Here is a 13,229-nt window from a genome sequence, read left to right as displayed (position 1 = left end):
ATAAAAAGTAAGAATTCGTGGGGTTAATTGTTTTAAACCTAAGCGATTTATTTGGATTACCGCGATAACACAAATTTAAAATAGCTGATATACAGTCTTTTGTCGACGAAATGCATAGTGGTCGTTTTAACGTATAAAATCAATGATGTCTTTTCTTACGTCTTATTTTCATTTTTCTTATTTTAGTATGATATAATTACCTCTAGTCATAATGGAAAAAAATGCTCGAGGGCCTATTTCTTCTATTTTAAACCTTAAAACGAAGCAAATTGCAAGTCAATATCATTATTGTATTGTCAAAAATCAGCCAATGAAACAGAAAAAATTGCACCACTTGTCGAAAAAAGCTGTGTGTTTCGCAATTATTGACGTTACTATCTGTATCTCGATTTACTGTATTCATTCGGCAAGCCTATTTTTTCAAACCGGGCCTCGCCCATAATTATAGCAATATGTCCATAAACTTCACCCCAACATCGAACAGGCCTGAAAAGAAAACATATGAACAGCATACGGAACACCTATTGGAAAAGCTATACCAATTAAAACATAGATTTCAATCTTCTTATTACGCCCATTCAGACGGCAAAAAATATGAGAAAGCCCGAAATTTCAATATACGCTTAAGCAATATTCTGTTCAAGGTGAACCAATTGTTGGGTACTTTTGAGACGGCACAGCAAAAAAACTACAATCTTATCGACAACGAGATCCAAAAACTTGAAAGAGAACTAAAGGAGCTAATCTGCTAAAGGCCGAAGTGGATTTCTTTTGACTATATTTATGGTCTACATAGAACTATATGAGAAAAAACTACTACAAAATATGTGGAGCGCTTGTTGCATCCCTTTTTCTACTTATATTTTTATGTAATCTCATCATAAGTTCGTCGGCTGAAGGAAAAACTTTTAACAGCCTTGAGGCCCTTCCTAAGAATAGGGTGGGTATCGTACTCGGAACTTCAAAAAAACTAATTGGAGGGCTTCCCAACCCGTATTACACCTTCCGAATAGAAGCAACCCTTGAGCTTTATCAGGCCCAAAAAATAGATTTTGTCTTGGTCAGTGGCGACAATGGCACACGTTACTACAACGAACCGAATACCATAAAGAAGGATTTGATATCCAAGGGCATCCCTGCGGAAAAAATATTCTTAGACTTCGCCGGTTTTAGGACCCTGGATTCAATGGTCCGTGCCAAAGAGGTTTTTGGATTAAACGATGTAACGGTTATATCCCAAGAATTCCATAATCAACGAGCCATCTACCTGGCCGAAAAGAAAGGTCTAAAGGCTATTGGCTACAATGCAAAAAGTATTAGTGGCAGACAGGGCCTAAAGGTTCGTTTACGCGAATATTTAGCGAGGGTTAAAGTCTTTATCGATTTACTGTTCAACACACAGCCCAAATTCTTTGGCGAGCGCGTTGACATCAAATAACCCCTACCATCGTACCCTAATTTTTCCCAGGAACATATTCGACCATTTGCAAAGCATCGTCATTTTTCGCAAACACCATATATTTACGACCTGAAGCATTGTTTTTTATGAACGCTGCGGTTTTCACATCACCCTTAACGAACAAGCCACTCTCATATGGAAAAAGCGACTTAAAGCCTCCTTTACCATTCCCCAAAAGCAAATTTCCATAACTTCCATCATTTCGGGGTGTTTCAACTTCAGATTGGTACAAATTTCCCGACAGCAGCGCATCGGCATGACCGTCACTATTAAAATCGTCAATGAGGATACTATTGACCGAGGAGAATTGCGTCAACGCATCGAGCTGGTGCACTTTGAATTTAAAGTTGCCTAAATTTTCGATATAGGAACTGGCAAAGGTAGTAGCCCCGTAATGCAATGAATTTTTCAATTCTTCCTTACCGTACACCGTTGACAGGTCGGCTGTCCCAAAATCATCATAACTAGGGAATTTCTTTTTTATAAAAGGCATCTGATCTGATGAACATTGCCTACCCCTTAACGGATAGACCTTTCCTTCTTCATGGTAACCCAATACGATATCTAGTGTGCCGTTCCCATCAAAATCGCTTGTAAACACTTCAAACGGTGCTTCTACAGAGGCTTTGTATTTATAGTTTTCACCTAGATTGCCCACTATAAAATCCATATCCCCATCTTGATCAAAATCTGCCGTAGCCACACTAAACCACCAACCCACCTGATCATCCAAACCGGCCTTAGTGGTGCTATCTATAAATTTACCCTTGTCATTTTCGATAATCTTTACGGGCATCCACTCCCCTACGACAATCAGGTCAAGATCATTATCACTATCGACATCTACCCATTGCGCTTCCGAAACCAAACCGAATTCCGCCATAAAAGGCGCCACATCTTGGGTGACGTCAACAAATTCAATTTTACCTGCTTTGCTTTCGTTTCTAAGCAAATAACTCTTTGCCGGAAAAGGATACTTACCCGGCACCAATTTTCCCCCAACAAAAAGATCTATATCGCCATCATTATCAAAATCGCCAGCTTTGACCGATGCCCCGCTTGTCACTATTTTCGGAATGGCCTTCGCTCCTTTTGCAAACTTACCCTTTCCTAAATTTTCATAAAACCGATCTTGATAGTAGTCATCGTTTTCCTTTGCTTCATTGCCCCCCGAGACCACGTACAAATCAAGGTCGCCATCGCCGTCGGCATCGAAAAATTCCGCTGCCAAGTCTTCATGCATTTTATCTTCTTTCCATGGATGGCCCGACGGCTCAAAATCACCGTTCGATTGCTGCAGCCATAATTCGGAGCTTTCGTTTTTCGCCCCTCCTATATAAAAATCATCCAAACCGTCATTATTTACGTCACCCACGGCTAAAGCCGGACCGTTCTGGGAGAACTTATGGGGTAGCAATATTTCACGTTGAAAGTCGTCAAAATCGTTCTCCTTGTGCTCGAAAGTATTTTTTAAATCGTGTGATACATCCTTAAAGAGAAATGCGTTGTCGCTAGATACATCGTTCGAAAGGCCGCTCTGGGCATCATCGTATTTCAAAACCAACTCTTGGTTCGTTGGCACATCTTTAAGCGACTGACGTTTTCCATCGGGCCAGGTTATCGATACCTTGTCTATTACGTTCTTTTGCCCCGTACCGTAATGCAGTCTATTGCTTACCGACGATTGAAACCCTCTTGACACATAAAGTTCCTTAGACTGCACAACATCATCATACTGCAACGAGATTCGTGCCCCAATACCATTTATATTGCCTTTTTCACCCCTTAACTTGACGGACAAGTAATTATTATCAGGCGCCAATTCGCGACTGTTATTCCGATAAACCGTCACGGGATCATTTATATTGTTTCCGACAATATCCAAGTCACCATCGTTGTCTAGATCAGCGTAAACGGCACCATTTGTTGCGGTAGGTACATTCAATTTCCAGGATCCGTTCATTTCGGAAAATGTAAAATCGCGATTGTTCAAATAAAGTAAGTTTACTTCCTTCTTTTCTGGCATTACCGCTAGAAGGTCTCTATAGTACGATGCAATCAGGGAATCTTTATTGCCATATTTTTTTATATCGTCATATAGTTTTGCTACCCGTTGCCTTTTGTAAATAACAAAATCGTTATTTCGAAATGAGCGCAGTACCCCATTGGAAACAAATACATCTTGCCATCCGTCATTGTTCATATCAAAAAACAAGGGAGCCCAGCTCCAATTGGTCTTTGAAAGCCCGGCGAATTGCGCCACATCGGAAAAAGCCGGTACCGTGCTATTTTCCAACATATTACCATTATTCAATTGTAGTGTATTGAACATATATTGATAATGGAGCCCCTTGCCAACGAGGTCGTGAAATCGTTTGGGATTCATACCGCTCATATTGGTCTTTAAATCATAGTTGTTATTCGAAACCATGTCGACCGATATAAAATCGAAATAACCATCATTATTGATATCGGCGATATCGTTACCCATCGAAAAATTGGAAATATGATTGGTAGCCTGCTGAACCACCTCTTTAAAGGTCCCATCCTTTTGGTTGATATACAGGTGGTCTTTCTCGGAATAGTCCATACCAATGACCATATCGGGCCATTGATCATTATTCAAGTCCCCAATGGCAATACCGAGACCATACCCAATACCGTTGTCGACAATCCCCACCTTTTCCGAAACATCGACATATTTACCTTCGTTGTTCTGAAATAACCTATTGCTACTATATTCCGATTTTTGGCCGAGGAGTTTGTCGATATTCGATTCGGTTTCTGCAGGATCGATACCGTGGTTTAAAAGAAACATATCAAGATCCCCATCTTTGTCATAATCAAAAAAAGCAGCTTGGGTAGAATAATGGGCAAGATCAAGACCATACCGGCTTGCCTCTTCTACAAATTCAGGGACACCTTTATCATTTACCCCTTGATTGATGTAAAGTTCATTTTTTCGATGTTCGGGATTGGGATAATTTCCCGATTTCGAAATATAAATATCGAGTAGTCCGTCTGAATTGATATCGACCATGGTTACCCCCGTAGGAAAGCCCGTCTTTCCTTTTAATCCAGCTTCGAGCGTCTTCTCCTCGAACACCAAACCTCCCTTATTGAGAAAAAGCTTATTGCTATATAAGTTGGATATAAAATACAGGTCTTGTAAGCCATCATTATTTAAATCCCCTACCGAAACTCCGCCCCCGTTGTATAGATACTCGTACAACACCCCATTTATGGTAGGACTCTCGTTGATAATATTTACAAAGTTCAACTGTGTTTCACTTGGTGACAGTATCGTAAACAGGGGTTGGGAGACTTCCTTAGATCCTTGTTTACCTAAAGACGATTCCTTTTTTTCAGCGCATTGTAAGAACAACATACAAATGACTACAATGGTATAATAACGGCGACTCTTCATCTCTGCTGATTTTGGCATTCCATTTCTCCCTGCTATTCGGTCAGACCCTATTATAAGTAAAAGAAAATAATAAGTCCTTAAAAACCAAATGATTTTCCAAAGGAAGGGATATCCTCAGGAAAACCATTTGATCATTTTACTGTATTAAAAAAACGTATTGGGACCAGATATTCTACTCCCCCGTACCGTTTGCTAATAATTCTCATTTTGAATCAGCACCCCATTACTCAAATCGATTTCGCGCTGAGGGATAGGGAAGTAATAATGCTTTGGTCTGACGAAGGTTCGAGGAGGATCAAACTGCCCTCTATCTTCGGCATAAATAGCTGCGATATCGACAATATTGGCCTTATCCCAGCGCATCAAATCTTGATGGCGTTGATTTTCGCCAACGAGTTCAACCCGTCTTTCATGGATAAGTTCTGGCATATCGGCATTTTCAATCGGAGCAAGTCCGGCCCTTCTTCGTACTTCATTAATCTCAAAATCACCAGAACCGGCACCATTTAAACGAATCTTGGCCTCAGCAACCAAAAGATATACATCGGCAACCCGTAATACGGGTACATTCTGATCACCATTTAAATTACCATCGGCCTTGTAGTTGGCATATTTGGTCAAGCTATACCCCGTTTGTGTCAAATCGGAGGTAAATTCTACAACTCCTCCTTCACCTCGGTCGACCATGTCCCCGGGGCTTAAAATTGAATTGGCCAATCGTACATCACCTTCTTCAAATTCATTCACAACATTTTCGACCGGGTCATGAAAATCCCAACCACCCCATGGTCTGGGCGCATCGAACATCTTGGGCACATCGGCCCAATTTTCCTCTCCTTGTACGGAAAATAACATTTCGGGGTTATTCTCGGTCTCAGGCACAAAGTTATCCCTAAAGTTAGTAGCCAATGGATATGGCCCACCAATTACTTCTTCTCCTGCATCAATGGATTTTTGAAACTCCTCTTCGTAAAGATATAGTTTTGCCAAAAGTCCGTTTGCCGATCCCTTATTGACCCTTCCTAAATTTTCGGCATCGTGGGTTTCGGGCAATAGACTGGCCGCCATGACCAAATCAGCTTCTACTTGGGCACGTATGTCGGCCAAAGATGATTTGGGGATATTAAAATTGCCTTCAATAGTGTTGGCCTCCAAAATTAAGGGCACCTCACCATACAGTACGGAAAAACGCCAGTAGGCGAAAGCACGTAAAAAATGAGCTTCACCCAATATTCTGTCTTTAAGGGCCGCATCGATATCTTCAATACCGGGAACATTGATCAAGACCGAATTGGCTCTGGATACAATCTCGTATTTGGCACCCCAACCGCTTCGAAAGCCATCATTACTGGGATCGAACGTAAAGTTCTCCATCGCTTCTTCATAACCGTGGTCACCAGCCCTAAAAATATCATCGGAACAATTGTCGAATACGTTTTCACTGTGACCGTACAAATCTTCCCAACGCAAAGGTTCGTACATGGCCGTGGAGGCCGCATTGGCATCTGCGCCATTTCGCCAAAACTCAGCCGATGTCGATTCCCCGTAAGGAATTGTATCCAACACTTCTTCATTACAACTTATTATGATTCCGGCTATAAGCAGACAGGGAAAAACCTTTTTTATTATCATATTATTTTTCATGGTTCTTTTTTCTTAAATTAAAAACTAAGGTTTACCCCTACCAAAAAGGTTCTAGACTGAGGGAACTGGGCAAAATCAACATTCTGCTGTAGGTTACCATCGGTTAGCCCCAATTCTGGATCCAAACCTGAATAGCCTGTTATTGTGAATAGGTTTTGAGCGGTGACATATAAGCGTAAACGGCTCAAACTAATTTTTTCGATATAGTCACCGGGCAAGGAATAGCCGATTGTCAGGTTTTTTAAACGAAAATAATCGCCAGATTCTATGAACAAATCCGAAGTTCTATGGTTAAGGTTCGTACGAAGCGTAGACACTCTTGGAATTGAGTTACTCGTACCCGGCCCGGTCCATCTGCCTTGAATATCGGAATATACGTTAAAAGGATAGGAAGCATCAAGACCTTGCATTCTGTCCGCATTGTAAATATCTACTCCCGCCGCACCTAAGAAAAAGGCGGTAATATCAAAGCCTTTATAGGCGATGTTGGTATTGATACCATAAGTAACATCTGGGTGTGGACTTCCTATTATCGTTCGGTCTACATCGTCGATTACCCCATCTTCATTAATATCGACAAATCTCACATCACCGGGCACCGCTCCCTCTTGCAGGGCATGGGCATCGACCTCATCTTGTGTTTGAAAAAGGCCATCTGCCTTCCACCCATAGAATGTTGCTATAGGCTCCCCTTCAAAGGTCCGTGTCAGTTCTTGGTTAGGTCGGCCATAAAAATCAGAGGCCAAGAAATTGCCATCTACCAACTTAATGACCTTATTCTTGACAAAGGCCGCGTTGGCCCCTATGCCATAGCTGAAATCCCCTTTGGAATCTTGCCAGTTCAATTCAATCTCGAGTCCCTTGTTCTCAACTTTTCCAACGTTCTGGAACGGAGAGGAAATCGATCCCTGACTACCAATGGCAGGAGGCTGCAACAACATATCTTCCGTATTCTTTATAAAATAGTTGAAATTAGCTGTCAGCCTATTATCCATCATACCCACATTCAAGCCAAAATTACTCATCACCACCGTCTCCCATGTTACATCTGGGTTGGCATAACTAGCTTGGGACACACCTTCTACCTGATTGCTTCCATCAAGGCCAAAAGAATATTTTCGACCTGCACTTAGTCTCGCCAAATATTGCAACCTTGAGATATTTTGGTTCCCCAATTCACCCCAACCTCCGGTCAACTTAAGGTCACTAATGAATGGAACGTTAAAAAATGATTCTTCAGAAAGTCTCCATCCTAAAGAAAAAGCAGGGAAGGTTCCCCTTTGATTGCCATCCGCAAAGCGAGATGATTCATCTGACCTTAAGGTAGCGGTAACTAAATACTTATCCTTATAGGAATAATTCAACCTTCCGAAAATTGATTTCAAACCATCATGTGACCGGAATTCATCTGCCGTATCAGCATCTCCATTTTTTAATAGTTTCTGGCTATCGGAAGATTCTACGTTAAACGTTCTTGCACTGAATCCCTGTGAATCGAAAGATTGTTCGGTATAGCCGGCAACTCCCCCAACCACATGGTCTCCAAAGACTTTGTTATAAGAAAGAAAATATTCCATTAGAAAAGAATAAGTTTCGCTATACCCTCGGTACCTACTGCTAGTTCCTCTCTGTCTAATTTGATCCAAAATCTGCGCACTATACTCTCTTTGATCGTTCAACTCGGCATCCACGCCCAAATTGGCCTTAAACTTCAAAGCCGGGGTCAGTGTGATTTCAGCGGCCACATTTGATAAAATTCGAGTGGTCCTGTTTTTTGCGTCGTCGATATCGACCGTATATATTGGGTTGTTGATGTCGCCGAACTCACTACTTACTTGAGATGAGCTATATGTTCCATCTGAATTACGTACAGGAAGGCCTGGATGAAAGCGAATAGCACTCCAAATCAGCCCTGATTGCGCCGAAGTGGTATCAAAGTTATTGCTGGCACGGGTGGAAAGCGAAAGGTTTTGCTCGATCTTCAACCAACTATTAATCCTATGGTCAGAGTTTATTTGTAAGCTAAGACGATTGGCCTGAGCCTTTTCGATAACCCCTTGCTCATCATAATATCCCAAACCAAACAAGAAAGACGATTTCTCACTTGATCCCGTAATGGTCAAATCTACGTTCTGGGTTGTACCGGTTCTGAACAGCTCATCTTGCCAATTCGTTCTTTGGGTAAGATATTCGGAATCTTCCCAAATCTCATTAACGGGTAGACCATCGTTAACGTAACGTTCCCTTTTTATCGCAGCTAACCCAGGCGCATCGAGTACGTCAATAGTCTTGACAACATTAGAAAAGCCAACATACGAATCTAACGTCATTTGGGTCTTCTCGCCTTTTCTGCCTTTTTTCGTTGTTATAATTACAACTCCATTGGCAGCACGAGTACCATAAATTGCCGAAGCCGAAGCATCTTTCAAAACTTCGATAGACTCGATATTATTTTGGTTTACCCCGGCAATACTGCTTGTAGGCACACCGTCTATAACGTATAAGGGGTCTGAATTATTAACCGTTCCCGTACCACGGATTCTTATTGAAGCTCCAGCTCCTGGTGCTCCACCGTTGTTGACCACTTGAACACCGGCCAGTCGTCCTTGGAGTACTTTATCTACACTCGATACCGGTAAATTTTTAAAATTATCACCACTTACGGAAGATATAGCCCCGGTAACATCCTTTTTCGCCGTAGTACCATAGCCCACAACAAAAACCTCCTCTAATTGAGAGGCATCAGGTTCCAATGAAACATTAATCGTCGACTGAACTCCTACTTGTATTTCTTTTGTGGCATACCCTAAATAAGATATAAGCAAGAAATCACCCTCACCGGTAACCTCTATTGAATAATTGCCATCAAAATCGGTGGTAACCCCAACAGTCGTGCCTTTAATGAGTACGGTAGCTCCAGGCAAAGGTTCTCCGACCTCATCGGTAACCTGCCCCGTAACAGTAGTCGATTGAAACAAGTCATTTGAGTATGCAAGTTCATACTCAAAATTAGAATTTACAGGATTAGCATTTACGTTGGCAACAAATGCTAAAGCAAGGATACAGGTCAATAGGTTGCCTTCCGATAGACCGAACTTTCGTGTAAAGGAAACCGAATGCCCTCCATAGTGTTTTTTTTTCATAATAAGTAGTAGTTAGGAATTAGTTGAATATATCATTTGGCACCAATTCCCAAACCTACTTAGTACTCAGTGGCAACTTTCACCTTAGTAGAATTGAAATAAGACTCCATACAATAGACGTTAAATATACACTTAATGTCGATGCGCCTTTCCAAATCTGCCTTTATTTCATAAAAAAATATTAATTTTTTGCCGGTATATTTACGTTTTAAAGTAAAACCCTACATAGTCGATATTAAAATCTTCGTTTTTTAAAACAATGGAGATTTAAGAACATAAAATTTTAGCCGACACCTCTAGATTAAACTATTAATTTAGGCGGCTCATACAAAGAAATGCTATCCAAACTGAAAATCCTTCTAAAAAACCTCGGACCCGGACTACTGTTCGCCAGTATGGCGATAGGTACGTCACACCTAGTTCTGTCTACCAAGGCCGGTGCCCAATACGGCTGGGTCATGGTCATACCCATTTTGCTCGCCAATGTTTTCAAATATCCTTTTTTTGAATTCGGCGTACGCTATACCAACGTTACCGGAAAAACCTTGACCGAAGGCTACCTCAACCGTGGAAAAACCTATTTGTGGTTTTATGGTTTCATTACCTTGGTATCGACCTTTACCATTTTAGCGGCACTTTATACGGTGACGGCCGGGCTATTCATTAACCTTTTAAAGATATCGCATGTTTCCATAGACATGATCGCCTTGGCCCTATTCTGCTTTATCAGCATACTGTTGATCGTTGGCAAATACCGGTTTATGGAAGTTTCGCTAAAATTTATCGTTTCACTCCTCTTTATTGCCCTGCTGGCAACGACGGCAGTGGTGATTTTTAAGGGCAGTGTAGAACGGATACCCGATTTCACGCCGCCGCCCCTCTTCGACAATGTGGGCATTCTTTTTCTGATCAGCCTAATGGGATGGATGCCGACTACGGTTGAAGCTTCAAGCTGGGTCAGCCTATGGAGTGTAGAGAAATGGAAGACCCAAGCAAAGCCTTCACTTTCCGAATCATTACAGGAATTTAGGGTTGGCTATTATACGACCTGCCTGCTAGCCCTATTCTTTCTGACTATCGGATGTATGACGCTTTACGGCACTCAAACCGAACTCAGCGGTAACGCCGTTACCTTTGCCGATCAAATCGTACAGCTGTTTACCGCACATATAGGCCCATGGGCCTATATCTTGATTTCGGTAGCGGCCTTTGCTACCATGTTCAGTACGTGTATGACCGCCCATGATGCCATCGCCAGGGTCAGTATCGACATACTTGAACTCGGGCTCCCACGCTTAAAGCTGTCGGGAAACAAGCGTATTTTTGCCGTAGGAGTAATCGTTTTGGCACTTGTAAACTATATTGTGGTCAGTTCCTTTAGTGCCAATATGGGACAATTGGTTTCCCTAGCCACATTTGTATCTTTTGTGGTAGCGCCCATTGTGGGCTACATGAACCTAAAAAACGTTATGAGCGATGAAATACCACAGGCCCATCGGCCTAAAAAAGGGCTGAGGATTCTCACCTATGCCGGTATCTTGTTCTTATCGCTCTTCTCCGTTTATTACTTCTACATCGTAGTCTTTTAATCAAAAGAGAAGGAGCAAGCCCCTTTTTTCTACTGGCTTAACTCGTCATAGTTTTCTATAACAAAAAGCGTTCTCAAGTTTTGTTTATGAAGAAAATCGAGACAATACACTCCGTTGGTACAATTGTTCAAGATTTTCTCTTCCCCGTATCCTACCGCTTTGGTAATATTGCTCGGTGAAACACCCTTGTTCAACAAATACTTCTTTATATTCTCCGATCGCTTTTGAGAGAGCCGCTTATTGGTGCTATTACTTCCCCGGCTATCGGTATGTGTTTCGATGGCAATCTTTAGACGCGGAAACCTTTTGACGGCATCTACCACCTTATCAAGCTCGGGCGTCATCTCCAAGGTAATATCGGTCCTTCCCGAAGCAAAGTAAAAGTTGTTGGTGTGCAATACTTTCTTCCCTTCCTTCTCCCTAACAATATCATCAAAGGAAAGTAACTCTATTTGCAATGGCCGCTTCTGTATTTCGGCCAGTTCTTTTGGATTGTAGCTTTCCTTAAAGGTAGAGTAGCCGTTTTTAACGACTTCCAAGGAAACCATGTCCGTATAGGGTATTTCCACCTTATAATCCCCATTCTTGCCCGATACGGTTCTACTTAAAACCTCTCCTTGAACATCAAGTACTCGGACCTCAACGCCAGCTATAGGTTCATCATAGGGAGGCTTTACTATTTTACCCCTAAAAATCAAGGTTTTAGGACCCGGTTTTTCGGCAATTTTAAAGCCGTAGATATCGTCGTTGCCTTTTCCGCCCGGCCTATTGGAAGAAAAATACCCCATAAGCTCGTGTCCCTCGCCCGGCCTAATAATAAAGCCGAACTCATCGTATTTTGAATTTATACCCTGCCCTAAGTTTACAGGTATACTAAAATCATCACCGCTCCCTATATTACTGCGGTAAACATCCATACCTCCGTAACCGTAGAAAACATCGGAAGAAAAGAAAAGGCTATTATCAAACACAAAGGGTGCTATTTCGTTACCGGGCGTATTGATTCGCGGTCCTAAATTGATAGGCTCAGACATAACTTGGCCGTTGTTGGTCACCACATAGTAAAGATCTGTGCCCCCATAACTATCTTCAAAATTAGCGGCAAAGTACAGACGCTCGTTTTTATCATCGTAAAATGGATAGTAGAAGGAAGTACTCAAATCGCGCAATAAAAAACGGAAAAGCCCACCCTCATAGGCCATCCCTATGGACAAAGCATTCTTTCCCTTTTCATCGAAGGTCAAGTTCTTACCGTCGGCATTTGAAAGCACGTAATACGTACCACCTGCGGCTTCGGAATAAAAGGGTGTAGATTTATGGAACGGCGAATCGGGAACGCCTTTATACAGGCTTACATTATCGAGGTTCCCCCCCTTTTCAATATCGGCTTCGTAGATATCGAGGTAGGACTCGCCCGAAGGACCGTAAACCCGTTTCGATTTGCTCTTTCTTCCACTACTGAACAACAGTTTATCGTTGTAAAAGGCTGGTGAAAAATCTGAAAACGCACTATTGGTATTCAGGTTAAACACGAAGAAACCTGCAGCCTCGGTTTCCTTTTTTTCACGTAGGAGGTAATTGAACTCCGCGTTTTCTACCAACTCGCTCGCAAGCTCATTGCTTTTTGATTTCAAAAAGGCCCTTATTCTTTCTTGTTCCGAGATTTTACCGAAACTCTGCAACATCTTATTAAAACGATGGGCAGACATAATGGTATCGTTCTTATGGATATCAAGGTATATTTTTGAAGCCTTGTTGTACTCACCGGTTTTAAAATACGAGTCGGCCAGGTTCAACAATTGATGGTTGGTAATGAACTTACCCGATTGCATTTGTTTCTTATACTCCTTAATTGCCTCTTCGTAGGCGTAACTATAGAAGTATCCATCGCCCTTAGATGTCAGCTCTTGACCAAGGGAAGACCCTATGGCCAAACTAAATAATAATATGAAGATTCTGAATTTCAT

Annotated in this window: 7 protein-coding genes; 3 read left to right on the top strand and 4 right to left on the bottom strand. The window is 41.9% G+C overall.

Annotated elements, in window-relative coordinates:
• Positions 1-452: 452 nt before the first annotated feature.
• Positions 453-752 carry a hypothetical protein gene (locus B4Q04_RS07080; RefSeq protein ID WP_013993768.1) on the top strand — a complete coding sequence of 100 codons (300 nt, stop codon included), beginning with the start codon at positions 453-455 and terminating at the stop codon, positions 750-752.
• A 50-nt stretch (positions 753-802) separates the two neighbouring features.
• Positions 803-1,438, top strand: coding sequence for a vancomycin high temperature exclusion protein (locus tag B4Q04_RS07075; RefSeq protein WP_013993767.1), 636 nt, complete (start codon positions 803-805; stop codon positions 1,436-1,438).
• Positions 1,439-1,454: 16 nt separating this feature from the next.
• On the opposite strand, the gene B4Q04_RS07070 is transcribed toward B4Q04_RS07075, so the two are convergent.
• The 3 genes from B4Q04_RS07070 to B4Q04_RS07060 all read right to left on the bottom strand — a co-directional run bounded on the left by B4Q04_RS07070 (position 1,455) and on the right by B4Q04_RS07060 (position 9,673).
• A complete protein-coding gene (locus tag B4Q04_RS07070; protein WP_161496049.1) occupies positions 1,455-4,886 on the bottom strand; it encodes a VCBS repeat-containing protein in 3,432 nt (1,143 codons plus the stop codon).
• Between the two features lie 192 nt (positions 4,887-5,078).
• Complete coding sequence (locus B4Q04_RS07065) at positions 5,079-6,530, bottom strand: RagB/SusD family nutrient uptake outer membrane protein (RefSeq protein ID WP_088696348.1); 1,452 nt, start codon at positions 6,528-6,530, stop codon at positions 5,079-5,081.
• 17 nt (positions 6,531-6,547) lie between these two features.
• On the bottom strand, positions 6,548-9,673 hold the full coding sequence (locus B4Q04_RS07060) for a SusC/RagA family TonB-linked outer membrane protein (protein ID WP_088696347.1): 3,126 nt from the start codon (positions 9,671-9,673) through the stop codon (positions 6,548-6,550).
• Between the two features lie 335 nt (positions 9,674-10,008).
• Here B4Q04_RS07060 and B4Q04_RS07055 point away from each other — a divergent pair, with 335 nt between their 5' ends.
• Entirely contained in the window at positions 10,009-11,262 is a 1,254-nt protein-coding gene (locus tag B4Q04_RS07055) for an NRAMP family divalent metal transporter (protein ID WP_088696346.1), read from the top strand.
• Positions 11,263-11,291: 29 nt separating this feature from the next.
• Here the strand turns inward: B4Q04_RS07055 and B4Q04_RS07050 are convergent, their stop codons facing one another.
• Complete coding sequence (locus B4Q04_RS07050) at positions 11,292-13,229, bottom strand: OmpA family protein (RefSeq protein WP_088696345.1); 1,938 nt, start codon at positions 13,227-13,229, stop codon at positions 11,292-11,294.

This window comes from Zobellia sp. OII3, assembly GCF_002211465.1.
GTDB classification, from domain to species: domain Bacteria; phylum Bacteroidota; class Bacteroidia; order Flavobacteriales; family Flavobacteriaceae; genus Zobellia; species Zobellia galactanivorans.
Note: the sequence above shows the minus strand (reverse complement) of the source record. Positions and strands in the feature narration are given on the sequence as shown.

Coding starts and splice junctions, on each gene's coding strand:
- B4Q04_RS07080 (WP_013993768.1), top strand. CDS start 453: ATGTCCATAAACTTCACCCCAACATCGAACAGGCCTGAAAAGAAAACA.
- B4Q04_RS07075 (WP_013993767.1), top strand. CDS start 803: ATGAGAAAAAACTACTACAAAATATGTGGAGCGCTTGTTGCATCCCTT.
- B4Q04_RS07070 (WP_161496049.1), bottom strand. CDS start 4,886: ATGAAGAGTCGCCGTTATTATACCATTGTAGTCATTTGTATGTTGTTC.
- B4Q04_RS07065 (WP_088696348.1), bottom strand. CDS start 6,530: ATGAAAAATAATATGATAATAAAAAAGGTTTTTCCCTGTCTGCTTATA.
- B4Q04_RS07060 (WP_088696347.1), bottom strand. CDS start 9,673: ATGAAAAAAAAACACTATGGAGGGCATTCGGTTTCCTTTACACGAAAG.
- B4Q04_RS07055 (WP_088696346.1), top strand. CDS start 10,009: ATGCTATCCAAACTGAAAATCCTTCTAAAAAACCTCGGACCCGGACTA.
- B4Q04_RS07050 (WP_088696345.1), bottom strand. CDS start 13,229: ATGAAATTCAGAATCTTCATATTATTATTTAGTTTGGCCATAGGGTCT.